At 62.5% G+C, this 22,642-nt stretch carries 24 protein-coding genes; 2 read left to right on the top strand and 22 right to left on the bottom strand.

Going from position 1 to position 22,642, the window contains the following annotated elements; translation table 11 throughout:
• Positions 1–12: 12 nt before the first annotated feature.
• From ACCO56_RS06205 to ACCO56_RS06120, 18 genes are all read right to left on the bottom strand, one after another.
• Positions 13–1,506, bottom strand: a complete 1,494-nt coding sequence (locus ACCO56_RS06205; protein ID WP_433638709.1) for a xylulokinase — start codon at positions 1,504–1,506, stop codon at positions 13–15.
• Between the two features lie 5 nt (positions 1,507–1,511).
• Positions 1,512–2,438, bottom strand: coding sequence for a phosphotriesterase family protein (locus tag ACCO56_RS06200; protein ID WP_433638707.1), 927 nt, complete (start codon positions 2,436–2,438; stop codon positions 1,512–1,514).
• Between the two features lie 2 nt (positions 2,439–2,440).
• The gene (locus ACCO56_RS06195) at positions 2,441–3,196 is read right to left on the bottom strand and encodes a creatininase family protein (RefSeq protein ID WP_433638706.1); all 756 of its coding nucleotides are present in this window, start codon (positions 3,194–3,196) and stop codon (positions 2,441–2,443) included.
• The gene (locus ACCO56_RS06190) at positions 3,193–3,921 is read right to left on the bottom strand and encodes an SDR family NAD(P)-dependent oxidoreductase (protein WP_433638705.1); all 729 of its coding nucleotides are present in this window, start codon (positions 3,919–3,921) and stop codon (positions 3,193–3,195) included. Before ACCO56_RS06190 ends, ACCO56_RS06195 begins: the two co-directional genes overlap by 4 nt.
• A complete protein-coding gene (locus ACCO56_RS06185) occupies positions 3,918–4,748 on the bottom strand; it encodes a carbohydrate ABC transporter permease (protein WP_433638704.1) in 831 nt (276 codons plus the stop codon). Before ACCO56_RS06185 ends, ACCO56_RS06190 begins: the two co-directional genes overlap by 4 nt.
• Positions 4,748–5,599, bottom strand: a complete 852-nt coding sequence (locus tag ACCO56_RS06180; RefSeq protein WP_433638702.1) for a carbohydrate ABC transporter permease — start codon at positions 5,597–5,599, stop codon at positions 4,748–4,750. The genes ACCO56_RS06185 and ACCO56_RS06180 overlap by 1 nt, the downstream gene beginning before the upstream one ends.
• Positions 5,600–5,659: 60 nt before the next feature.
• Positions 5,660–7,033, bottom strand: coding sequence for an extracellular solute-binding protein (locus tag ACCO56_RS06175; RefSeq protein ID WP_433638701.1), 1,374 nt, complete (start codon positions 7,031–7,033; stop codon positions 5,660–5,662).
• A 51-nt stretch (positions 7,034–7,084) separates the two neighbouring features.
• Positions 7,085–8,176, bottom strand: a complete 1,092-nt coding sequence (locus ACCO56_RS06170; RefSeq protein WP_433638700.1) for an ABC transporter ATP-binding protein — start codon at positions 8,174–8,176, stop codon at positions 7,085–7,087.
• 105 nt (positions 8,177–8,281) lie between these two features.
• Complete coding sequence (locus tag ACCO56_RS06165; protein WP_433638698.1) at positions 8,282–9,307, bottom strand: LacI family DNA-binding transcriptional regulator; 1,026 nt, start codon at positions 9,305–9,307, stop codon at positions 8,282–8,284.
• Positions 9,308–9,385: 78 nt separating this feature from the next.
• Complete coding sequence (locus ACCO56_RS06160; protein WP_433638697.1) at positions 9,386–9,823, bottom strand: RidA family protein; 438 nt, start codon at positions 9,821–9,823, stop codon at positions 9,386–9,388.
• On the bottom strand, positions 9,810–11,033 hold the full coding sequence (locus ACCO56_RS06155) for an acyl-CoA dehydrogenase family protein (RefSeq protein ID WP_433638696.1): 1,224 nt from the start codon (positions 11,031–11,033) through the stop codon (positions 9,810–9,812). The genes ACCO56_RS06160 and ACCO56_RS06155 overlap by 14 nt, the downstream gene beginning before the upstream one ends.
• A gap of 1 nt (position 11,034) precedes the next feature.
• Positions 11,035–11,877, bottom strand: coding sequence for an enoyl-CoA hydratase family protein (locus ACCO56_RS06150; RefSeq protein WP_433638695.1), 843 nt, complete (start codon positions 11,875–11,877; stop codon positions 11,035–11,037).
• A gap of 80 nt (positions 11,878–11,957) precedes the next feature.
• Positions 11,958–12,410, bottom strand: coding sequence for a cupin domain-containing protein (locus tag ACCO56_RS06145; protein WP_433638694.1), 453 nt, complete (start codon positions 12,408–12,410; stop codon positions 11,958–11,960).
• A 67-nt stretch (positions 12,411–12,477) separates the two neighbouring features.
• The gene (locus ACCO56_RS06140; protein ID WP_433638693.1) at positions 12,478–13,251 is read right to left on the bottom strand and encodes an SDR family NAD(P)-dependent oxidoreductase; all 774 of its coding nucleotides are present in this window, start codon (positions 13,249–13,251) and stop codon (positions 12,478–12,480) included.
• The gene (locus ACCO56_RS06135) at positions 13,248–15,572 is read right to left on the bottom strand and encodes a bifunctional salicylyl-CoA 5-hydroxylase/oxidoreductase (protein WP_433638691.1); all 2,325 of its coding nucleotides are present in this window, start codon (positions 15,570–15,572) and stop codon (positions 13,248–13,250) included. The genes ACCO56_RS06140 and ACCO56_RS06135 overlap by 4 nt, the downstream gene beginning before the upstream one ends.
• Before the next feature lie 354 nt (positions 15,573–15,926).
• The gene (locus tag ACCO56_RS06130; protein ID WP_433638689.1) at positions 15,927–16,241 is read right to left on the bottom strand and encodes a DUF1634 domain-containing protein; all 315 of its coding nucleotides are present in this window, start codon (positions 16,239–16,241) and stop codon (positions 15,927–15,929) included.
• A complete protein-coding gene (locus ACCO56_RS06125) occupies positions 16,238–17,089 on the bottom strand; it encodes a sulfite exporter TauE/SafE family protein (RefSeq protein ID WP_433639778.1) in 852 nt (283 codons plus the stop codon). Before ACCO56_RS06125 ends, ACCO56_RS06130 begins: the two co-directional genes overlap by 4 nt.
• A 15-nt stretch (positions 17,090–17,104) precedes the next feature.
• Complete coding sequence (locus tag ACCO56_RS06120) at positions 17,105–17,848, bottom strand: GntR family transcriptional regulator (RefSeq protein WP_433638688.1); 744 nt, start codon at positions 17,846–17,848, stop codon at positions 17,105–17,107.
• 70 nt (positions 17,849–17,918) lie between these two features.
• Between ACCO56_RS06120 and ACCO56_RS06115 the strand changes: the two genes are divergently transcribed.
• Positions 17,919–18,320: a GFA family protein gene (locus ACCO56_RS06115; protein ID WP_433638686.1), complete on the top strand. Its 402-nt coding sequence runs from the start codon at positions 17,919–17,921 to the stop codon at positions 18,318–18,320.
• Positions 18,321–18,368: 48 nt separating this feature from the next.
• On the opposite strand, the gene ACCO56_RS06110 is transcribed toward ACCO56_RS06115, so the two are convergent.
• From ACCO56_RS06110 to ACCO56_RS06095, 4 genes are all read right to left on the bottom strand, one after another.
• Entirely contained in the window at positions 18,369–18,878 is a 510-nt protein-coding gene (locus ACCO56_RS06110) for a hypothetical protein (RefSeq protein ID WP_433638685.1), read from the bottom strand.
• An 80-nt stretch (positions 18,879–18,958) separates the two neighbouring features.
• On the bottom strand, positions 18,959–19,477 hold the full coding sequence (locus ACCO56_RS06105; RefSeq protein WP_433638684.1) for a MarR family winged helix-turn-helix transcriptional regulator: 519 nt from the start codon (positions 19,475–19,477) through the stop codon (positions 18,959–18,961).
• A 98-nt stretch (positions 19,478–19,575) separates the two neighbouring features.
• Positions 19,576–20,535: a YihY/virulence factor BrkB family protein gene (locus ACCO56_RS06100; protein WP_433638681.1), complete on the bottom strand. Its 960-nt coding sequence runs from the start codon at positions 20,533–20,535 to the stop codon at positions 19,576–19,578.
• Positions 20,536–20,607: 72 nt separating this feature from the next.
• Positions 20,608–21,306, bottom strand: coding sequence for a TetR/AcrR family transcriptional regulator (locus tag ACCO56_RS06095; protein WP_433638680.1), 699 nt, complete (start codon positions 21,304–21,306; stop codon positions 20,608–20,610).
• A gap of 113 nt (positions 21,307–21,419) precedes the next feature.
• Here ACCO56_RS06095 and ACCO56_RS06090 point away from each other — a divergent pair, with 113 nt between their 5' ends.
• Positions 21,420–22,631 (top strand): HlyD family secretion protein, encoded by a 1,212-nt coding sequence (locus ACCO56_RS06090; protein ID WP_433638678.1) that lies wholly within the window; start codon positions 21,420–21,422, stop codon positions 22,629–22,631.
• Positions 22,632–22,642: the final 11 nt, after the last annotated feature.

The following is a 22,642-nucleotide window of genomic DNA, read 5'->3' as shown; positions in this document are numbered from 1 at the left end:
TCGGGCTTGATTTCAATGATTTCGGGGATCGCGGACGCGATTTACTTCGCCCTCGGCCCCGACGAGATACCGGCGATAGGCGCGTTCATAGGCATCCAGATTGAGCGCATCGGGATCGAAGCGCCGACCGCCTTTCGCCAGGTCCGCCGTGAGGGAACGAAGGCTCACACCAGTGACGGCGGTCTGCGCCATCAGAGCGGCGCCAAGGCTCGACGTGTCGAGATGTTCCAGCCGCACCACGGGCCGTTGCAGGACGTCGGCCAAAATCTGGCACCATCGGTCGACACGCGCCCCGCCCTCGGCGATTCTTACTTCCTTTATGCTCCCGCCATATTCGGTGAAGAGCTCGACACATTGGCGGACGTTGAAGGCGACACCTTCCATCACTGCCTGTGTCATGTCTCCGATGGAGGTCGATGACGAGAGGCCGGTGAATGCTCCACGCGCGGAGGGCATGGCGTAAGGTGTAGCAGCCCCCTCCAGGAAAGGGATGAAACTCAGGCCGTTCGCGCCAGGCGGAACCTGGTTCGCGCACGCAACCATCGCGTCGAATGTCAGCGGCGAGTCTGCCGAACGGACAAGACGATGGAGCCAGGAAAGGCTGAGCCCGCCGCTCATCACGAGCCCCAGCCACAACGCCTGGTCGGGGTCGGCATGGGTGACCCGCCACATGCCCGGACGGATCCGAAAAGCCTCTTCAGCGTCTCGCGCCAAGACGACGTGGCCTGCAGTGCCAAGCGTGACCCCAAGCACTCCTGCCTCGGCGACGCCGCAACCGACGGCAAGTGCCGCCACATCGCCGGCTCCGGGTACAACCGGCACCCCGCTGGGGAGTCCGGTCATGGCGGAGGCTCGTGGGGTCACATAGCCCGCAACGGCCGTCGAGCGTCCGATGGGCGGCAGGAGCTTGGGATCAAATCCGGCAGCCGCGCAGAGCTCTTCGATCCAATCGAGCGTGTAGACATCCATCATGCCGGTCGCCGATGCGTCCGACGGATCGGTCTGACGAACATCGGTGAGCCGCCAAAGTATGTAGTCCTTGACCAGCAGCGCCGAACGGGCTCGGCCAAGCCTTTCCGGATCGTTGACTGCCAGCCATGCGAGTTTCGCCAGAACGGTGATGGCGTTCAACTCCGTGGCTGCGCGCTCTCGCATGAGATCGCCAAATCCGTTCACGAGTTTCTCTGCTTCCGCAGTCGCCCTGGTGTCGAGCCAGATGATCGCATCGCCCAGGAGCTGGCCGGCATCGTCGAGCAACACGACACCGTTGAGCTGACCGGAGAGGCCCACGCCGACAAGATCAGCCTCTGCTACCGTGGCACGGACCTCACGCAGCGCCTGGCACACCGCCGTCCACCAGTCATCGGGCGATTGTTCAACCCAGCCCGGCAGAGGGGTATGGGTCGGATAAGGCCTGCTGACCTCCGCAAGCAGGCTTCCGTCCAGCCCGACAGCCACGACCTTTACCGCCGAGGTTCCGAGATCGATCCCAATCGTGGCCTTCATAGCCGTCATTGCTCGCCGGCAAAGAAACGGCGCGGATTGTCGATGAGCATCATGTCGAGTTCGGCTTTCGTGAAGCCGCTCGCGAGCGCGCGCTCCTGGAATTCCGTCAGCACGAAATCGAGCCCGGGACCGCCTCCATAGGACTTCCAGTAGCTTGGTCGTCCCAGGTCGTTGCCGATCAAGATGCGATGCCCGGCGCCTGCGTCCAACATTTCGCGCAACAGCGCCAGTCGGGCGGATTCCGGACCATATTTGGTCTTGCCGAAGCAATCGTAGCCGACATACACGCCGAGTTTCGTGACCCGCAGATGGTCGCCTGCATCCAGGTTACGGTCCATGTGACTGAGCGCGATGCGGTGCGGATCGACCCCGAGCTCGATCAGCAGGCTCGCCTGCTCGTACCCCATCGTACCCGCAGTGGTATGCGTGATGACGGGGCGCCCCGTTTCGCGATAGGCGGCAGCCGCCACCCGCACGAGCTTCTGTCCGCTTTCGTTGAAATTGTTGTATTCGGTACCGCACTTGATGATGCCGGCTTTCACATCCGTGCCGTCGATTCCCTTGGTCAGATCGCGCACGGTGTCCCGGATCATATCTGCCTCGGATACGGCGTGGACCCAGCGGCCCATATAGGAGGGCCTGTTGTAGCCGGCCGTCACGATGACGTTCACCTCCGGCACATTGTCGGCAACTGCCTTGATCTTATTGATATTGCGGCCGAAATCGACTGCCGTCAGTTCGCACAGGGTACGCCCGCCGGCTTTGGCGAAGCGTTGCAGTTCCTCGCTGGATTTTTCGACCGAGTTCAGCGCAAAATCGGGATCGCTCTTGTGGAGCCAGCTCGGCGGCTCGACATAGAGGTGTTCGTGATAATCGGTCACGCCAAGCTGGTCGGGAGAGATCGGCCCCCGCGTCGTCATGATTTCAGCCATGGCTATTCTCCTGTTGGCAGATTGTGGCGTTCGAGAAAGCTGGTCCAGAGGGCTGCGGAGCGATCGGCGGCAAGATCGAGCCAGCGCCTGCCCTTCTCGGCGGTCGCCTTGGTCGGATCGCCGAAGACGCCCGAACGCATCAGATGTCCCATCGCAAGCTCCGACTGGCCGTAGTCGGCCGGCGCCGGCGGATAATCGGCGGCGGCCAATTCCATGCGGACGAGATGCGGTGCGATGGCCAGCATGAGCGAGGTCTCGATTTCCTCTGCATGCACATCCCCGTGCCAGCTGTCGCTATCGGCTTCGGCTATCATCTCCTTCAGGCCGGCATACATGCCGTAAAGTACCTTCACATCGATCTTGCCATGGATCGACTCACGCAGAGCATGCTTGATGACCTGCGGATTGGCGCCATGGCCGGACATGACGTAGACGGCCTTGACGCCCCATCTCGAGAGGCTTTCGACCGTCTCCGTTATGACCCGCACATAGGTGTCGAAGCTCAATGTCAGGCTTGCCGGGACGTCGCGCCAAACCCAGGCATAGCCGAGCGGGATTCCTGGAAGGACAAGCCCGCGGCTGCGTTTGGCCGTGGCCAGCGCCACCGCCTCGGCGATCATCGTATCGGTGTTGATCGGCAGATGCGGCCCGTGCTGCTCCGTCGAACCGACGGGAAGGATGACATACGGGCAGCGCGCGACGAAGTCCTTGATTTCCGGCAGCGTCGCAAGGCCGGCCTCGAGGTATAAATCGGTCATGATGCGGCTCCGATGAGGCTCTCCCGATAAGCACTGTCGTCGTCCCATTTCTGCTGATCGAGCGACATGCCGGTCAATTTTCCCGGGCCAAGGCTCGCGAGGAACATCGCGGTCTCGTTGAGCAGCTCGGGGCGCGCCAGGCTCCCTCGTTCCGCTTCCGGCAAATGGGCGAAAAAGCCGGTATCTATCTTCACCGAAGGGAAGAGCGTGTTGACGTTGATGCCCTCGGCCGCGGCCTCCAGCGCAAGCACTCGGGCGTACATCTCGACGGCGGATTTCGAAGCGCAGTACGGGGCGTCATTGGCCTTCGCCTGATCGAGGAACGCAAGCGACGAGGTCACAAAAACGATGTTGCCTCGCTCCCGCGCACGCATATGGCGGGCGGCCAGGCGCCCGGTCAGAAAGGCTCCATCGACATTGACCCGCATGATGCGTTGCCAGGTTCTATAGTCGAGATCGATCGCCAACCGGTGATCGAGATCCGTGAGCGCGGCGTTGGCGATCACCGCATCGAGCGGTGCCCGTCGCGTGGCGGCGTCGAATGCGGCGCTCAACGCAAGCTCGTCGGTGATATCGGCCTGGTAGTGACGATAGGCAGGACCGTCGACACGGGCAACTTCGAGGTCGATGCCGCTGACCAGCCAGCCGCCTTTTGCGAAGTGGTGTGCCAACGCGGATCCTATGCCGCCCGTCGCTCCGGTTATGAGAACGTGAAAAGAGCTCACTTGACCGCCCCCGAAGCCAGCCCGGAAACGATATGCCGCTGGGCGAAGCCGACAAACAGCAAGGCGGGGATCATCGAGCACACCGAAACGGCGGCGATGAGCGGCCAGTCGAACGACATGGTCCCGGCAAGAGAGGCCACAGCGACGGGCACAGTCTGCGCATTCCTCGACGTCAGGATGAAGGCGAGCAGAAACTCGTTCCAGGAAAAGATGAAAACGAGGATCGCCACCGACGCCAACATCGGACGGGCGATAGGAATGATGACAAGCCACAGGATCTGCAGCGCATTGGCGCCGTCGAGTAAGGCCGCCTGATCGAGATCTTCGGGAATGGTGCGGAAATAAGTCACCAGCATCCAGATCGCCATCGGCAAGGTCAGCGTCAGATGCGCAAGCGCGACGGCAAACGGGGTATCGAGCAGGCCGATCGATTTGAACAGCACATAGAGCGGCAGGATGACAGCGAAGAGCGGGGCCATCCTTATGGACAAAAGCCAGAACGACAGATTCTCCTGGACGGGACCGCGCATCCGAGTGAGCGCAAAGGCGGCCGGCGTCCCCAGAACAAGCGTCAGCACCACGTTTGTCAGCGCAATTGTCAGGCTGTTCTGGAACGATCCGAGAAAGCCTTGCGACATGATCTTGGCGTAGGCGGAAAAATCCGGCTCGAACAGGATTTGCGGCGGCACCGCAAGGGCAGCCTCGCGGGTCTTGAAGGAACCGAGCGCCAGCCATGCGATCGGCATGAGCACGAACACGAGTGCCGCAATGATGAAGAGCACCCGTCCGATTTTCCTTAAGGCGGTTTGGCCGGCTTCGTTCGACATCAGTTCGTCCTCATGAACCGTCTGAAAACGACGCTTGCACAGATTGTCGTCACGACCAGCATGACGACACCCAGGGCTGCGGCGCCGCCAAGATCGAAACCCTGGAAAGCCGTTTTCCATCCCAGAAGAGAGAGGGTTTGCGTCGCGCGGCCAGGGCCGCCCTTGGTCATGACGTAGATGAGTTCGAAGGTGTTCAGCGCATCGATGACCCGAAACAGCAGCGCCACCGCCACGGCCCCCTTCATCAGGGGGAGCGTGACTAGGCGGAACTCCTGCAGGCGCGTCGCGCCGTCGAGCCGGACCGCTTCGTAATAGTCGCGCGGGATGCTTTGAAGCGCCGCGAGGAAGATCAGGAACATGAAGGGCGTGCGGCTCCACACGTCGGCGACGACGATCGAGAAGAGCGCGCCGACGGGATCGGCAAGCAGATTGATCTTCATTCCCATCATCGGCAGCAGGAACGCCCCAATGAAACCGATCTCGCCGTTTAGGAGGAAGCGCCAGGTAAAGCCCGCGACGACGGGCGGGATGACCAGCGGCATCACGATCACCGCGCGCACGAGGCCGGAGGAGCCGGGGCTAGCCAGGGCCAGCGCAAAACCAAAGGCAAGCGCCAGCATCAGCACGGTCGAAAGAACCAGATAGAGCGCCGTAATCCAAACGGCCGCGCCAAATTCACTGCTGCCGAACAGGTTCGAGAAGTTGGCGAGACCGTTGAAATAAACTCCGGGTTGCGTGACGACCCAATGCGAGACGCTCATCCATAGGAGATAGCCGCTCGGGAAGAAGACGACGGTCCCGAGCGCCAGCACGGTCGGGACGACAAACCAGAACCGCCAGTCTTTCAGCATCGCATGCAAGCCCTTGAACAATCCCGGGCGGCAGGCAACCGCCCGGGAAAGCGTAATGATTTATTGGTAGTAGCCGGCCCGGTTCATGCGATCGGTCGCCCAGCCCTGCAGTTCGTTCAGGCTGTCGTCGACGCTCGCTGTCCCCGCGATCGATGCCGAGGCTGCGGTCCCGACCTTGTCCATGAACTCGGTGAGTTCCGGGATATACGGAAAATAGTGCGGATCGGCTGACGTGAAGGATGCCTCGATCTGGTCGAGCATGGCGGCAGGCCATTTGTCCTGGAGCGTCGGGCTGTGCATGATCGACGGATAGGTCGTGTACGGCCAGCCGATGGTCTCGTTGAAGGCGCGCATCGTGTTCTCGCTGGTCAGGAAGGCAAGCGCCTTGTAGGCCGCGTCCTTGTTCTTCGAGAAGGCACTGACGCCGACGGAGAATGTCCAGAAGCTCTGCACGGCCTTGCCCGACGGCCCGGTCGGCGCCGGCGCGAATGTGCTGAACTCCTTCACCTCGGGCACTTTGGACGAAGGAATGCCAGCGAAAGCGTTGATGGCCGATGGGAACAGCACGACCGCCTTGCCCTGTGCGTAGAGATTCATCATGTCCACCCAGGTGTGGGTGGCGATCCCGGGAGGCCCGTATTCCTGCGACCAGCGCACGAAGGTCTCGAAGCCCTTTCGGAAGTCGCCGGTAAAGATGGGCTGTGCTTTCTTGGCCTTGATCTCCTCCGGTGTTCCCGCGCCGCCTTCGAACCAGGCCGGATAGCCGGCATAGGCGTAGACGAATCCGCTGAGATCGAGCGATGGCTCCTCGCCGGGCGCACCACGCATGGTCAGTGGATAGACGTCCGTGACGCCATCCTTGGCGAGACCTTCCTTGATGGTCTTGAGAGCGGACTCCATTTCTTCGGTTGTTTTCGGGAACTCCTTGATTCCGTATTTGTCGAAGATGTCCTTGCGATACACGGCGCCGGAGCCGAACGAGTAGTAGGGAAGCCCCCAAAGCTCGCCATTCACGGTGTTGGCTTCCAGGAACGGGGCGTAAACCTTGGAAGGATCGAACAGCTCAGTCTCGGTCTTCACCCGTTCCGTGAGCGGCTCGAGATAGCCGGCCGCCGCATAGGTCTGGACGGCGCCGTCGCTGCCGAGCATCACCAGATCGTAGTTGCCGGTGCCATTGACGAGATCGAGCAGCACCTTCTGCCGTGCCACGTCCTCATCGGCATATTCCATGTTGATGACGATGTCGTATTTCTTTTCGAAGTCGAGGAGTGCCTGCGTCTTTTCCGTGCCCGAGGGCCCGAAAAGATCGGCCCATGCAAAACCTGCTCCGAAGCCGATCACGTTGATCTGTGTTTGGGCGACGGCCGGGAGACAGCTTGCCGACATGAGGCCGGCGACCAATGCAAGGCCTTTCAATCGCGTCTCGAAATACATCTTAGTTTCCTCCACCATTGGTCCAGGCTCATGAGCCTGCGACCGTTCCACTCATGATCGATTTAGTCTGGCGTCGCCCTCGGCGGCGATCGAATTCCCGTCCTCGGCAAAGAGATGCGCGCGCTTGGGATCGAACGTCATTCTCACCACATCGCCGACGGCGGCCGGACTTTCTTTTTCTGTCTTGACGACAAGGGCGGCCGAGCCGTTTTCGACATAGACAAGAGTTTCGCTGCCCAGCCGCTCAATGGTCACCACACGGCCCGAAATCGGACCATCGGCGGCAAGCTGGAGATGTTCCGGCCTCAATCCGAGGGTCTTCGCCGCGCCCGAAAGGCTTCGGGCGAGGCTGATCGTCTCGCCCGTTTCGAGGTCTAGCTCGACCGTCCCGTCCCGCCGTCTGGTTTCCGCCACGTCGAGGAAGTTCATCTTCGGAGCTCCGAGGAAGCCCGCGACGAACTTGTTCGCCGGCCGGTGATAAAGCTCCATCGGGGCACCAGCCTGCGCGATGCGCCCTTGGTCCAGGATCACGATACGGTCGGCCATCGTCATAGCCTCGACCTGATCATGAGTCACATAGATCATCGTATTGTCGAGCGTGTGGTGCAGCCTGGCGATGCCGACCCTGGTTTCAGCGCGCAACGCCGCGTCGAGATTGGAAAGCGGCTCGTCGAACAGGAATATCTCCGGGCGCCGGACGAGAGCCCGCCCGATCGCGACGCGCTGCCTTTGCCCTCCGGACAGCTCGGCCGGTTTGCGATCCAGCAGAGCATCAAGCTGCAGCATGCCCGCCACTTCGGCCGCCTTCTTGCGCCGCTCGGCCTTGGGCACTCCAGCAAGACGCAAGCTCATCGTCATGTTCTCGGCGACGCTCATATGCGGATAAAGCGCGTAGGACTGGAAGACCATTGCCACGCCGCGCTTCGCCGGCGGTACGTTCGTCACGCGTTTCGCGCCGAAATGAATCTCGCCCGCGCCGACAGTTTCCAGCCCAGCCAGAACCCGAAGCAAAGTCGATTTTCCGCAGCCGGACGGACCGACGAAGACCACGAACTCGCCATGGGCGATTTCGAGATCTATCCCCTTCAGCACCTCGACGCTGCCATAGGATTTCCTGATGCCTTCCAGGCGAATTGCTACCATCGAGACTGTCGTTTCCGAGTGTTTCGAAACGGGACGCGCCGAAAAATATTGGAGCGCTCCAATACCGTATGAATCAACGTTCCTCGCCGGCTTGTCAAGGCCATCCTACAGGCTTCGAGAAGTTCCGGTGCTGCGTCGCGCCACAAGCTTTGGCGGCACGAGCGCCTTGTTTGTCGGCGCTTCTGGCTGACGGAGCCGGCGTATCATCGCGGACACCCCCGCCTCGGCGAGATCGCGCGCCGATTGGTGGATGCTCGTCAGCGACAAGGTCTCGGTTCCGGCAAGCGTGACATCGTCATAACCGACGACATGAAGATCGTCGGGAATGGAAATTCCATGCCTGGCGGCCTCGTTGATCACGCCGATCGCGGCGAGATCACTCGAGGCGAACACGGCCTCGGGGACCGCCGTCCCGGAGCCGAACAGTTCCCGGCCGGCTGCCGCCCCGGCATCGATCGTATAAGCGCCGGAAACAATCCGGATGGAGCCAGTCAGCCCGTGTCGTTCCATGGCTTCACGATAGCCTTGGCACATCCGCTCGGCGCCGGGCGAAGCCCCGCCATCGACATGGGCAATGCACCTGTGGCCGAGCGACACCAGATGGTCCACGGCCATATTCGCTCCGAGTATATGATCGGTGGTGACGCTGTCGACGTCCACCACTTTGAGCAGACGGCCAATATAGACCGAGGGAATTTCGGCCGCGACTCTTGCGATTGCGGCCTTTTCGTATGGTGCGCCGACAAGCATGACGCCCGAAACGCGATGCGCCATCAGCGCCCTGATCGCCGCCTCGGCATTCTCGTCGCTTTCGGCATCGAGCGACACGAGAGCCGTGAGGCCTTGCTCGGCCGAGAGCACGCTGGCCCATTTGGCGATCTCGGCTTGTAGTGGATTGGTGACCTGGCCGACCACGATGCCGATGTAGCCGGCTTGAGCACTGGCCAGGCTGCGCGCCGCGAGGTTGGGCTGATAGTTGAGCTCCGCGGCGGCCTTGGCGATCCGCTCGCGTGACTCCGCCCGGACATAACCTTCGCCGCGGATCGCCAGCGACACCAGGCTGCGCGAAACCCCCGCCCGCTTTGCGACATCAGCAAGTGTGGGCCGCCGATCCTTGGTCCTTTGCGTCATGGAAGCAGCTGCTCATACGAATGAAATATATCTTCAATAGCTGATGCTGCCCCTTTGTCGTCAAGTCTTGATGGCTATTCAGTCCGGTACCACGGCGGTCGCCTGAATCTCGACCAAGGCCTCGTTCTCGATGAGGCCCGACACCTCCACCACCGCCATCGCCGGAAAGTGCCGACCCATGGTGGCCTTGTAGGCCGCGCCGATCTCCTTGAGCGAGGCCGAATATCGCTTTCTGTCGAGCACGTACCAGGTCATGGTCGTTACATGCTCGGGACCGGCGCCAGCCTCTCGCAGGATGGCGACGATGTTCTCCAGCGTCTGGCGCACTTGCCCGGCAAGGTCATGCGTCTCGAACCGGCACTCGGCGTTCCAACCGATCTGGCCGCCGACGAAGACCGTCCGGCCGCGCGCTTCCATGCCATTGGCGTAACCGAGCGGCTTTGCCCAGCCGGCCGGCTGGAGGGTACGATGAGGCGTTTCTGGCTGTACGTTGAGTGATTGCTTAGTCGCGGTCATGATTGTTCCTGGGCAGATTTTCCTTGGCGAGCCCCTTCAGGAGTTCGCGCCCGATAATGAGCTTCTGGACCTCGGTGGCGCCTTCATAGATGCGCAGCGCCCGGATCTCCCGATAGAGACGCTCGGCGATTTCGCCGACCCGCACACCGCGCCCGCCGAAGAGCTGGACGGCCTGGTCGATCACCCATTGGGCATTTTCCGTGGCGGTCATCTTCGCCATGGCCGCTTCCTTCGTCGTCGGAAGCTTCTGCACGTCGCGCCGCCAGGCGGTGCGGCAGGTGAGCAGGGCCGCCGCGTCGACGGCCGTCGCCATATCACCAAGCGTGCCCTGTGCCGTCGGTAGATCGGCGAGCGTCGCGCCGAACATGGCGCGGGAGCGCGCATGTGCCAGCGCCTCGTCGAGCGCGCGGCGTGCGAAACCGATCGCCGCCGCGGCAACGGAGGGGCGGAAGATATCGAGGGTGCGCATCGCGATCTTGAACCCCTCCCCCGCTTGCCCCAGCAGATGCGAGGCCGGGATACGGCAATTCTCGAAACGGAGCCGGGCGAGCGGATGCGGCGCGATCGTCTCGATACGTTCGGCGATGGAGAAGCCCGGCGCGTCGGCAAAGACCACAAAAGCCGAGATGCCTCGCGTGCCCGGCGCTTCGCCCGTGCGGGCAAAAACCGTGTAGACGTCTGCTATGCCGCCATTGGAGATCCAGGTCTTCTCGCCATCGAGCACGTAGGAATCGCCCTCGCGCCTTGCCGCGCAGCGCATCGCGGCAACATCGGAGCCCGCTTCCGGCTCCGACAGAGCGAAGGCCGATATCAGCTCGCCCCGTGCAACTGCGGGCAGGACGCGCTTCTTCAGTGCGTCCGAGCCGGAAAGGCTGATCGCCCCCGTGCCGAGGCCCTGCATGGCGAAGGCGAAGTCGGCGAGCCCGTCGGCATAGGCGAGCGTCTCGCGAACGAGGCACAGCGACCGGCTGTCGATCTCCTCGGAGGCTCCGCCGAACGCCTTGGGCACGCAGTTCTTCAGGATGCCGGCGGCACCGAGCGCCTCGACCAGCCTGCGGCAGGCGGCGTCTACATTCGCGTGGTCGATCGTTCCAAGCCCTCCTCCAGAGACGAAGCGGTCGAGCTCACCGGCGAGCGCGCGATGGGCCGCCTCGAAGAACGGCCACTCCAGATGATCCCGCGACGGGGCGGCTGCGCGAGGCGCGGTCATCTCAGTTCCCCTGGAAGTCGGGTTTAGACTTGCCGGCGAAGCCTTCGAAGGCACGGCGGAAATCGCCGGTCGCCATACAGATGGCCTGGGCCTGCGCCTCGTGCTCCAGCATTTCCTCGATGCCCATCGACCACTCCTGGTCGAGCATCTTTTTGGTCATGGAATGGGCGAACCACGGGCCATCGGCCAGCATGCGCGCGAAACGATGGGCCTCCTCGTGCAGGGACGCGGCGTCATGCAGCGAATTGTAGAAACCCCAGGCGTGGCCTTCCACGGCCGTCATGGCGCGCCCGGTGAAGAGGAGCTCGGCGGCCCGTCCCTGCCCGATGATGCGCGGAAGGATCCCGCAGGCCCCCATGTCGGCGCCGGCGAGACCGACGCGGGTGAACAGGAATGCTGTCTTGGTTTCCGGCGTCGCGATACGGTGATCCGATGCCATGGCGAGGATCGCTCCGGCACCGGCGCAGACGCCGTCCACGACGGCTATGACCGGCTGCGGGCAGGCGCGGATCTGTCTGACGAGATCGCCCGTCATCCGCGTAAAGGCAAGGAGATCGGGCATCGTCATGCGCGTCAGCGGCTCGATGATCTCGAACACGTCTCCGCCGGAGCAGAAGTTGCCGCCAGCGCCGGCAAGAACCACAACGCGTACGTCGCTCGCGCGAGCGAGAGCGCGAAAGAGATCGCCCAATTCCTCATAGCTTTCAAAGGTCAGAGGGTTCTTCTTCTCAGGGCGGTTGAGCGTGATCGTCGCGACCCGCCCGTCTTCGTCCGTCTCGAACAGGAAATGCGTGGCCTTGTGGCCCTTGAAGGGACGCTTCTTGTCCTGCATGGGGTTGGTCATCGTTGTTTCATCCCTTGTGTCATGCTGCCGCGCTTGCCGCCCGGCAGCCTTATTTCCTGGCCGATCAGCGCGCCTGCCGTTTATTCATTCGCGGCCGGCGGCAGGAACTGCACCTCGTGTTCGGCCGACACTTTCACCACCTCCTCGGGATCGCCCAGATTATCGAGCTTCTCGAACAGTTGCTCGAGCATGCCGGCCGGCGAGACCCAGAACAGCGCCCGTGTCGGCTTATCGGATTTGTTGAAATAGCCGTGCGGGATGCCGCGCGGCATGCGCACCAGATCTCCGGCCTGCGCCTTCACCCATTCACCATCGAGCTTGAGGTCCAACTCGCCCTCCTGAACCAGGATGAACTCGTCCTGGGTCGGGTGGATGTGGACCGGCACGAATTGCCCGGGCTCGCTGTTGGTCTCGAAAGCGAATGTCGATTCGCAGACGGCTTTCGGAAAATAGACCTGCCCCAATATGTTCCAGCTTTTTCCGTTCACGCCGCTTCCATTGCGGGTGATACCCTTCTCAAGCTCTCTTGCCATTTCCGTCTCCTCCCTTTCACGCACCAGATCCGCCGATACCGCGCCCGCTTTTCGCGGTCCGCTGCCCCTAGCCTCCCATGACTTCGCCGCCGGCAACGGCGATCGCCTGACCGGTGATAGACTTCGATGCGGGCGAGACCAGCCAGCGGACGGTGTCGGCGACTTCTTCCGCCGTCACCAGCCGCCCCTGCGGATTGACGCCGGCGAGACTCGCCCGGGCCTCCTCGTGGCTGCGGCCCGTCTTGCCGGCGATGGTCTCCACGGCCGCGTCGATCAGCGGCGTCTCGGTGAAGCCGGGACAAACGGCATTCACGGTGACATCGGTGCGCGCAAGCTCGAGCGCCAATGACCGGGTAAGGCCGACGAGCCCATGCTTTGCCGCGCAATAGGCCGAGACATATGGATAGCCGGTCAAGCCGGCCGTGCTCGCAATATTGACGATACGACCGTTGCCGGCGCGGCGGATCGAGTGCAGCAAGGCCTGAGTGACGTGGAAAGCCCCGGTGAGATCGACCCCGAGCACTCGGTTCCACAAGTCCGCCCCGGTCTTCTCGAATGGCGCGGACGGCGCCTCGCCGGCATTGTTGACAAGGACGGCAACTTCGCCGCCTTTCGCCAGGGCTTCGGTCACGCCGCGTTCGACCGCGCGTGGATCGGTTACGTCGAAGCTATCAAGGACGATGCTCTCGCCGTTTTGCGCTGCGATCTCCTTCGCCACGTCCCTGAGCGGTCCGGCTCGCCGCCCGGCAAGCGACACGAACATTCCCTCTCGGGCGAGCGTGAGCGCGACCGCGCGACCGATGCCCGTCCCCGCCCCGGTGACGAAGGCGTGCCGTTTCATCGCGATTTGTCCGCTTCGGCTGCCGCCCGAGCGAGATTGTTCTCATACTGGGTCCGCGCTGAAAGATACTGCTTGGGCCAGGTTTGGTCGGCAAAGCCGATCTTGGCGGCCTCATGCAGAACGAAGGATGGGTCGGCCAGGTGTGGTCGTGCGATCGCGCACAGATCGGCGCGGCCGGCCGCGATGATCGAATTGGCGTGATCGGCTTCGGAGATCGCACCGACCGCGATCGTCGGCACGCGGATCTCGTTGCGGATCTTGTCGGAAAAGGGCGTCTGGTAGAGACGCCCGTAAACCGGCTTGTCGTCCTTCACCACCTGGCCCGACGAACAGTCGATCAGGTCGGCGCCGGCCTCCTTGAACATTGCCGCGAAGATCGCCGCATCCTCGGGCGTGTTACCGCCCTCGCACCAGTCATGCGTCGAGAGCCGCACGGACGTCGGTCTGTCCTCCGGCCATGCGGCGCGGATCGCCCGGAAAACCTCGAGCGGAAAGCGCGCCCGCCCCTCGTGGTCGCCGCCATACTCGTCGTCGCGAAGATTGGTGAGCGGCGACAGGAAGCTCGACAGGAGATAGCCGTGGGCTGCATGGAGTTCGAGAATATCGAAGCCCAACGCGGCGGCACGCTTGGCCGCAGCGACGAAATCGGCAATCACGCGATCCATGTCTTCCCGTGTCATGGCGCGCGGGCAGTCGGAGTTTTCGAGATATGGAATCGCCGAAGCCGAGATCAGCGGCCAGGCCCCCTCGTCGAGCGGCTGATCGATGCCTTCCCAGGCGACACGCGTCGCGCCCTTACGGCCGGCATGGCCGAGCTGGATGCCGATCCGCGCAGGCGTCGCCTGATGGACGAAATCGACGACCCGTTTCCAGGCTTGCGCCTGTTCGTCGTTCCAGAGGCCGAGGCAACCCGGCGTGATGCGGGCATCCGGCGAGACGCAGGTCATCTCCGGGAAGATCAGCGCCGCGCCGCCCATGGCGCGCGCGCCGAGATGCACGAGGTGGAAATCGTTGGGGACGCCGTCGACCGCCGAATACATCGCCATGGGCGAAACGATGATGCGATTGCGGAGCGCCAAGTTCCGCACCCTGAACGGCGTGAACATGGGCGGCGGGACCACTCCGTTAGGCGCGGATATCACGCCGGAGCGCTCGGCGAACCAGCGTTCGTAGCCTTCCAGCCAAGTCTTGTCGCGCAGCCTGAGATTCTCGTGGCTGATGCGCTGCGAGCGGGTCAGCATGGAATACATGAACTGCTCGGGTTCCAGCGTGTCGGCGTAGCGCGTGCCCACCACCTCGAACCATTCCATCGCGTTGCGCGCGGCATTCTGGATCCGCGCGACGTCGACCCGGCGCACTTCTTCGTAGGCGGCGAGCACTGCCGGAATGTTGCTTGCCTCGTGGCCGGCGATGTCGAACTGCCGCGTCAGCTCGATCGCGTCGTCGATGGCGAGCTTGGTGCCGGAACCGATGGCGAAATGAGCCGTATGGGCGCTGTCGCCCATCAGCACGACATGGCTGCGACCGTTGAAATGGCTCCATTTCTCGCAGACCAGCCGCCCGAAATTCAGCCAGGCCGAGCCACGCATATGGCGGGCATTGGTTATCAGCCGATGCCCGTCGAGGGTTTCGGCAAAGAGCTTTTCGCAAAACGCGATGGACTGGTCCTGGTCCATGGCGTCGAGACCATGGGCCTTGAACACGTCCTCGGTGGTCTCGACGATGAAGGTCGAGGTGGTGGCGTCGAAGCGGTAGATATGCGCCTGGAACCAGCCGTGCTCGGTCTTGCGGAAATCGAAGGTGAAGGCATCGAAGCCCTTGTCCGTGCCCAGCCAGACATAGCGGTTGGGGCGGATAATCATGTCGGGCTTGTAGAATTCAGAGTACTTTGCACGCATCCTCGAATTCACGCCGTCAGACGAGATGATGAGGTCGGCATCCGTAAATTCCTCGTCGCTCTCAACCTCGCGGTCGAAGACCAGTTCGACGCCGAGCTCGACACAGCGGTCCTGCAGAATGTTCAGCATCTTCTTGCGACCGATGCCGACGAAGCCGTGCCCGGTGGTGCGGATCTTGCGGCCCTTGAAGACCAGTTCGATATCGTCCCAGTGATTGAAGGCATCTTCTATCGAAGCGGCGGTCTTCGGGTCCCACTGTCGCATCGACTGCATAGTGGCGTCGGAGAAGACGACGCCCCAGCCGAAAGTGTCGTAGGGGCGGTTGCGCTCCACGACGGTGATGCGATGCTGCGGATGCCGGCTCTTCATCAGCAGCGCGAAGTAGAGCCCTGCCGGTCCGCCACCGATACAGACAATTCGCATGGCCGTTCTCCCAATCCGCGCGCTTGACGGTGCCGGCCGAGGAAGATGGTCCAAAGCCGCGCCCCGGCAAGATGGACTGGGCGCAAAAAAACTTCAAGCTTAAAGTTTTTTTGCGCAAGGGCCGAACGCCAAGGCCCCGTTTCGAACCTGGTGGTCAATGCCTGCCGCTTGGTCTCGGAACTGTGGACGGCATCAGGCGGATTTCGAACCTGATCATGCATCCTCGCGGTAAATCCAGCGGCGCCAAAGATCGTTCCTCCGGCGGGCCTTGATCAGCTTGTAAGACAGCCGCTCTCCACCTTCTGTGGCCTTCCTTCGTCGCGCAATTCCCAAGGCCGTTACGCCTTGCAAGACTCAGATCTCAACGATGACGCCGGCCGCGATGATCGCCAGTACAAGCGCCGCAATAACGGTGTAGGCGTAATCTCGCTCGCGCAGGAAGATGGTCAGCATAAGCACCACCCGAGCGACCGGCAGGAGAATGAACACCGCAACGCCGGCCTTCACCGCATCAAACTCGCTCAGCGAGGCGAGCGAATCCACAAACGGCTCGAAGGCCGCCAAGAGCATGCCCGCAGCGATCAGGGCCGAGGCGAACCATGTTCCGTACCAGAGCAGTCCGGCAACGATCCGGTCCCGCCGCTCAAGATTGTTTGACGTGGGCTTCATGCTGCTCCTTCGAGAAGATGGATGCCGAAGGCGCTCAGGAGCATCTGAACCGCCAACAGGGCGAGAACGACCACGAAGAAGGCGCGCAACTTGTCGGCCGGAAGCCCGATCAGCAGGCGTGCACCGACGAGCGCGCCGACGACAGAGCCGAGTGCAATGGGGCCGGCAATGCCAATGTCGATATCACCCCGCATGAAGTAGGCACCCGCGCTGGCGGACGCCGTCACCCCAATCATGAAATTCGACGTGGCGGAGGAGACCTTGATAGGGAGTCGCAAGGCGGCGTCCATCGCCGGGATTTTCAGGACGCCGGAGCCGATGCCGAGCAGCGCAGAGATTAACCCCGCCACGTACATGAGCACCATGCCGAGCGGGATACGGCCGACCTGATAGGCCACCTCCTGTCCCGTCGCATGATCGGGAAAGCTGGAATGCAGGCGCAGAATGGTGGCCCAGCTCTTCATATTCGGGGCGCTCGCGTCGATCACCTCGCGCCGCCGCGCAAGCATCTGCTTCGCCGAAAGCGCCAGAATGACCGCGAACAGGCCATACAGAACCGGCGTCGAGACGATCCCGATGAGAAACACGCCGGTCAGTGCGCCGAGCGTGGTGGCTGTCTCAAGGACGATGGCAAGCCGGATATTGGTCAGGCGGCCTTTCAGGAACGGGGCCGCACTACCGCAGGAACAGGCGATCACCGAAACGATGCTCGCGCCGATTGCGACGTGAATGTCCACGCCGAAAAGCAGAGTGAGCATTGGCACGATGAAAATGCCGCTGGCCATGCCGAGCACACCGCCAAGGGCGCTTGCGCCGAAAGCGGCCACGAAGAGCCATAAGGTTTCTATTGCTCTGCCTCCGCGTCAGGAATGTTCGCGCGAACGCCGGGCCAAGCGGGTGACGAAGCTGATCAGGTCACCGCGATAGTGGAGCTTTTCGTAGTCTATGGGCCGGTGCCCCTCGGTGTAGGACGTGCGCTCGATCAGGAAGACCGCGCTGCCGGGATCGACGGCGAGAGCCTGTGCTACATCCGGCGTCGCGGTGACCGCTTCAAGCCGATACTCCGCATCGGTGAGTGGCAAGTCGTACTTGCCTTCGAGCAGCGAGAAGATCGGCTCGGCCTCCAGATCGTGCGTCACGACCTTCTCCCCGATCTCGCACGGCAGGTAGGTTTCATCGAAGGACATGGCAATGCCATCGGCCAGCCGGACGCGCTGTATCCGCATGACGAGGGTGCCGGATGGCACAGCGAGCCGCCGGGCAACGCCTGTATCGGCCGGTACAATTTGCTTATCGAGCAGCCGGGCGGTCGGGGTACGACCGAGCGCCTGCATGTCCTCGACGAAGCCGGTCAGCTCGGTCAACTCCTGGGTGATTTTGGGCTGCGCGACGAAAGTGCCTTTGCCGCGCCGGATTTCGACTAATCCGCGCGCCACGAGGTTTTCAACCGCTTTGCGCACCGTCGTGCGGCTGACGCTGAAACGCTTGATCAAGCCGTCTTCCGGCGGCAGCTGGCTACCCGGAGTGAGGAAGCCCGCTGAGATGTCGGAAACCAGAGCCGCTTCGACCTTCGTGTATAGTGGGCTGTGGTCGTGTTCGATGCTCATACTGACATCGTGACATCATGATGTCACGATGTCAACGAGCGCCCTTGAGCGCTGGATCGGAGGATAGATTATGCTGACTGGCTCCTGCCATTGCGGCTCTGCGCGCTGGACCTTCGCAGGCGATCCCGGTTCCGCCACGGCATGCAACTGCACGCTTTGTCGTCGTTATGGTGCGCTCTGGGCGTATGACTATGAAGGTCAGAGAATCGGCATCTCCGGACCAACCTCCGCCTACGCTCGCGGAGGGAAGAATGATCCCACACTGGAGATCCTCTTCTGCCCCTCATGCGGCTGCGTGCTGTGCTGGCGAGGTCTACGGCTTGAGGCCAACGGTCGTCGTCGTATGGCAGTCAACCTTCGACTCGCCTCGCCAGAAGCCGTGGCCGATCTCCCCATCGACCACTTCGACGGACTGGACACATTCGAAGACTTGCCGCCGGATGGTCGATGCGTCCGGGACCTGTGGTTTTAGGACGGTCCGGTCGGCTTTCCGCCCACAGCTCCGGCAGCCCGCAATGAGTTACGGCCTCAGCAAGGACTTCTTGAGGGCGCCCAGCGCCGTCTCCGCATTTCTCCGGGCAATGTCCGCGTCATCCGCTGCCGAACGAATCGTCAGGCGGTCTCCATCCCGAACAAGGAACACATTTGCTCCTTTCATGCCGCCACCCAGCGATATCGTGATGAGGCGGCCGATGCCTGTCCCCACATGAACGTCCTCGATCCGGCACGGGATACCTTTATTGGTACAGGTGTCCTCCATCTCGGCGATGTAGGTCTCGTCGGTTCGATTCTCCTGGCCGATCTCGTCCGTGTGTCGATCGATCTCGATGGAGATGATCTGGTTTTCCTCATTGTCGCAGCAGCTTAGGCTCATCGTATTCGGGATGGCCCAGTGATAGAATTCAGGCGCGAATGCCGAAGCTATGTCAGCCTCGACGGTTGTGAGATCGTGAATCTTGAATCCCTCGGCATATGCCGGGCCGCCGAACAATGCGGCAATTCCAGCCAAGAACGCAGTGATGCCGTTCATCGTCATTCCCAATGTCGGTTCCTTCCAGGCCGCTGCTCTTCGCCACCGGCTGAAGCAGTCAGCCGGCTGGAGACGGCCGTCTAGTCCGCCGTCTCGAGTCCCAACCTAATGGACCGTTTGAGTTTGGCCAGTTCCTTCATGAGCGCCGCCCCGTCCCGCTCTGTCAGGCTGGCGAAGAGGCTGCCGATCCAGTCCGCGTGCCGTGCAGCCATCTTCTGGAATTCGGCATGGCCGAACGGCGTCAGCGAGATGATCTGTACGCGCCGGTCAGCCGGCGAGGTCGTGCGGGAGATATGACCGCTCTGCGCGAGTCGGTCGACCAGCGACGTGATGTTGCCGGCCGACACCATCATGCGCTTCGATACCTCGCCCAGCACCATGCCGTCGGGAGCCCGCTCGAGCTGCGCCAGGAGATCGAAGCGCGGCAGCGTGAAATCGAACTCCTCGCGCAGGCGGCGCCGCACCTCCGTTTCGACGAGTGTCGTGCACGTCAGGAGCCGAAGCCACAGGCGCAGTTCATCGCCGTGGTCTCCCGGCGCCTCCAGCACCTTGGTCTCGCCGTCGAGCCACGGATCCGCCAATTCGTCTTCAGCACTCAAGCCGTCTCTCCCGGCCCACCCAAGGGGGCAGGCCCAAATTCCTTCAAGCTTGAAGTAGCTGGTTATGACGCAACATCAAGGAAAATCGCAAGCGCCGTTCAGTCGGCGGGCTCGCCGAGCGTGTCGGCCATCACCGCGCCGCGCTGCCCCATCGGTTCGGGCGGCCCGGTCGTCGAATCGACGGCGGTCTGATGTTCCATCTCCGAATTCAGTTCGCCTCCGACAAGCAGCACCAGGACGGAAAGCCAGGTCCAGATCATGAACCCGACCACGGCCCCCAAGGACCCATAGGTGACGTTGTATTGGGCAAAGTTCTCCAGATAAAACGAGAAGCCGATCGACACGACGAGCCAAGCGATCGTGGCCAACGCTCCTCCCCAGGTAACCCAGCGCCACTTCGCTCTCTCACGGCTGGGTCCATACCGATAGATCAGGGAGATGCCCACGGCGAGCAGCAGCACGATCAGCGGCCACCGCGCCAGCCGTATGACAAGATCGGCTTGATCACCGAGATTCAGCAGGGCGAGCGCCGCGGGAACGATGCCGATGGCGGTGATGAGCACGAAACCGACCGCCATGGCCCCGAAAGTGAACAGGACCGCAATCAGGTTGAGGGCAAGGAAGCTGCGTTTCTCGCGTTCGTCGTAGACGATATTCATCGCCTCGAAGAGCGCTTTGATCCCGCTGTTGGCGCTCCAGAAGGCGATGGCGAAGGCGACGAGAAAGCCGAGGCTCAGTGTCCTGTCGCTTTTCGCGGCCAGCGTGTCGAGTTGTTCGCGGATGATATCGATACCGTCTTCCGGCAGCAGGCCGGCCAGATAGGACAGGTGGTTCGCGATCGTCAACGGGTTCGCGAAAAAGCCGTAGAGGGAAACAAAGGCCGCCAGGGCAGGAAACAAGGCCAGCAGCAGGTAATAGGTGGCTCCGGCAGCGATCAGCATGAGCCGGTCTTCGTCCGCCTCTTTCCACACCCGCCAGAACACGTCGCGCCAGCCGCGCCACGTCATCTGCGAGGGCGAATCTGCGTTGCGGCCGCGGGCCGCGTCATCAACGCTCATGTTCAAGGTTCCTGTTGCCAACCAAACGATCGGAACGAGCTTTTGTTCGTCCTGTTCGGTCGAGACATGAACCTACGGTGAGACCTCGGCGGCGTAGGCCTTCATGAAGAGATCGACGCCGGCGGTCACGATCTGCCGAATCTCCTCCTCGCTCGGGGTAGTCGTCCGATAGCCGAACAGGCATTGGCGGAAGATCCGCGAGGTGCAGAGATCGCCGAACTGGTAGGCCGCAAGGTCGATGTCGGGAATGGAAAGCTTCCCCGCTTCGACGGCACGGGCAAGGAATGCCATCAGCTTGTCGTGGCCGCGCTTGGGCCCGCGCTCGTAAAAGCGCATCCCGACTTCCGGCATGCGCTCGCAGATGCCGATGACCGTGCGCTGCGCCCGCAGCACCGTCGGCGCCGTGACCTTTTTGGCCAACGCCACGCCATAGGCGATGAGGGTTTCGCGTAAACCTCCGTCATGTTCGAGGGCGTCGTAGAGATTGGCGAAGATCGACCGACGTTCTTCCTCGATCAACGCCTCGAACAGGTCTTCCTTGTTCTGGAAATAGACGTAGATCGTACCCTTCGAAACGCCGGCTTCGCGCGTGATGTCGTTCATCGAGGCTGCATCGAAGCCCATATTGATGAAGACACGCCGTGCGCCGTCAAGGATCTGCCGGCGCTTGATCGGGTCTTGCCCCGCTGCCGGGCGCCCGCGTCGAAGGCAATCCGGCGCCTCATCCCCCGCCTCGATTGAAGACGCGATCTCCCTGGATTCGGTGCCCATCGTTTCCTCTATTTTTTTCGAACCAATCGGTTCGATTGCCTCTTGATATGCCCCCTCCCATACGCTACGTCAAGTCGAACCGAACGGTTCGGTTTAATCTAGGAAGTTCAGTCATGTCCACGCGCGTCGCATCCAAGCCTGAAACGGCTGCCATCACCCCCTTGCACAGCGTGCCGTCCATGAAGACGGAACAGGAAGTGGACAGGACGGCTCCGGTCGCGGAACCGCCGGCACCACCACGTGCCGAGGCGCCTGCCCCCAAAAAGAGGTCGGCCAAGTCCTTCCTGTTGCCGCTCGTGGTCATGGCTTTGGTGGCAGGCGGGGGCTGGTACGGATACGGCTACTGGACGGAAGGCCGCTTCATGATCTCGACGGATGACGCCTACGTCCAGGCCGACATGGCTTACGTCACGCCGAAGATCACCGGCTATGTCGCGCGCCTCGACGCCGCGGAGAACCAATTCGTCAAGGCCGGCGATCCCATCGTAACCATCGACGATGGCGACTACCGCATTGCTTTCGACCAAGCCCAGGCGCAGATCGACGTCCAGAACAAGACGCTGGAGCGCATCAAGGCCCAGGCCGAAGCCGCGCGCGCCGCACTGGGCCAGGCCGAGGCGCAAAAGACGTCGGCCGTGGCCGCCGCGAACAACGCGCGGCGCACGGCCGACCGCACGGCACAACTGTTGAAAACCCATGTGGCGACGCAGGCCCAACTCGACGACGCACAAACCGCCGTTGAGCAGGCCGATGCGGCGCTGACGGGCGCAGACGCGCAGATCGCGAGCGCCAAAGCCAACATCGGCGTGCTGGAGGCGCAGTATCAGGAAGCCCAGTCCACCTTGCAGAACCTCGAGCTTGCCCGAGACAAGGCCGCGCGCGACCTCTCCTTCACCGTCCTGCGTGCACCTTATGACGGCGTCGTCGGCAATCGCGCCGTCGAACAGGGCGATCTCGTCTCGCCGGGTCAGAAGCTCGCGGTGGTCGTGCCGCTGAACAAGCTTTACGTCGTCGCCAATTTCAAGGAGACACAGCTTGCCAAGCTCGTGCCCGGCGAGAAGGTGAAGCTATCGGTCGACGCCGTCGACGACATCGCTTTCGAGGGCACGGTCTCGTCGCTGGCTCCGGCCTCCGGCGCGGTCTTCTCGCTGCTTCCCCCGGAAAATGCCACCGGCAACTTCACCAAGATCGTGCAGCGCGTGCCGGTTCGCATCGATCTTTCCGAGAACGCGCTGGCTTCGGGCAAGCTGCGCGCCGGCCTCTCCGTTGTCGTCGAAGTCGACAGCCGGACCGCGCCGGCAGCAAAGACCGCGAGCCTCTACTGAGCGCTGGAGGC

The sequence above is a fragment of the Mesorhizobium sp. 1B3 genome, from assembly GCF_050958605.1.
Taxonomy (GTDB): Bacteria; Pseudomonadota; Alphaproteobacteria; order Rhizobiales; family Rhizobiaceae.
Note: the sequence above shows the minus strand (reverse complement) of the source record. Positions and strands in the feature narration are given on the sequence as shown.

Excerpts from the sequence above, each read along its gene's own strand:
- ACCO56_RS06205 (WP_433638709.1), bottom strand. The coding sequence starts at position 1,506 with ATGAAGGCCACGATTGGGATCGATCTCGGAACCTCGGCGGTAAAGGTC.
- ACCO56_RS06200 (WP_433638707.1), bottom strand. The coding sequence starts at position 2,438 with ATGGCTGAAATCATGACGACGCGGGGGCCGATCTCTCCCGACCAGCTT.
- ACCO56_RS06195 (WP_433638706.1), bottom strand. The coding sequence starts at position 3,196 with ATGACCGATTTATACCTCGAGGCCGGCCTTGCGACGCTGCCGGAAATC.
- ACCO56_RS06185 (WP_433638704.1), bottom strand. The coding sequence starts at position 4,748 with ATGTCGAACGAAGCCGGCCAAACCGCCTTAAGGAAAATCGGACGGGTG.
- ACCO56_RS06180 (WP_433638702.1), bottom strand. The coding sequence starts at position 5,599 with ATGCTGAAAGACTGGCGGTTCTGGTTTGTCGTCCCGACCGTGCTGGCG.
- ACCO56_RS06175 (WP_433638701.1), bottom strand. The coding sequence starts at position 7,033 with ATGTATTTCGAGACGCGATTGAAAGGCCTTGCATTGGTCGCCGGCCTC.
- ACCO56_RS06170 (WP_433638700.1), bottom strand. The coding sequence starts at position 8,176 with ATGGTAGCAATTCGCCTGGAAGGCATCAGGAAATCCTATGGCAGCGTC.
- ACCO56_RS06165 (WP_433638698.1), bottom strand. The coding sequence starts at position 9,307 with ATGACGCAAAGGACCAAGGATCGGCGGCCCACACTTGCTGATGTCGCA.
- ACCO56_RS06160 (WP_433638697.1), bottom strand. The coding sequence starts at position 9,823 with ATGACCGCGACTAAGCAATCACTCAACGTACAGCCAGAAACGCCTCAT.
- ACCO56_RS06155 (WP_433638696.1), bottom strand. The coding sequence starts at position 11,033 with ATGACCGCGCCTCGCGCAGCCGCCCCGTCGCGGGATCATCTGGAGTGG.
- ACCO56_RS06150 (WP_433638695.1), bottom strand. The coding sequence starts at position 11,877 with ATGACCAACCCCATGCAGGACAAGAAGCGTCCCTTCAAGGGCCACAAG.
- ACCO56_RS06145 (WP_433638694.1), bottom strand. The coding sequence starts at position 12,410 with ATGGCAAGAGAGCTTGAGAAGGGTATCACCCGCAATGGAAGCGGCGTG.
- ACCO56_RS06140 (WP_433638693.1), bottom strand. The coding sequence starts at position 13,251 with ATGAAACGGCACGCCTTCGTCACCGGGGCGGGGACGGGCATCGGTCGC.
- ACCO56_RS06135 (WP_433638691.1), bottom strand. The coding sequence starts at position 15,572 with ATGCGAATTGTCTGTATCGGTGGCGGACCGGCAGGGCTCTACTTCGCG.
- ACCO56_RS06130 (WP_433638689.1), bottom strand. The coding sequence starts at position 16,241 with ATGAAGCCCACGTCAAACAATCTTGAGCGGCGGGACCGGATCGTTGCC.
- ACCO56_RS06120 (WP_433638688.1), bottom strand. The coding sequence starts at position 17,848 with ATGAGCATCGAACACGACCACAGCCCACTATACACGAAGGTCGAAGCG.
- ACCO56_RS06115 (WP_433638686.1), top strand. The coding sequence starts at position 17,919 with ATGCTGACTGGCTCCTGCCATTGCGGCTCTGCGCGCTGGACCTTCGCA.
- ACCO56_RS06110 (WP_433638685.1), bottom strand. The coding sequence starts at position 18,878 with ATGAACGGCATCACTGCGTTCTTGGCTGGAATTGCCGCATTGTTCGGC.
- ACCO56_RS06100 (WP_433638681.1), bottom strand. The coding sequence starts at position 20,535 with ATGAGCGTTGATGACGCGGCCCGCGGCCGCAACGCAGATTCGCCCTCG.
- ACCO56_RS06095 (WP_433638680.1), bottom strand. The coding sequence starts at position 21,306 with ATGGGCACCGAATCCAGGGAGATCGCGTCTTCAATCGAGGCGGGGGAT.
- ACCO56_RS06090 (WP_433638678.1), top strand. The coding sequence starts at position 21,420 with ATGTCCACGCGCGTCGCATCCAAGCCTGAAACGGCTGCCATCACCCCC.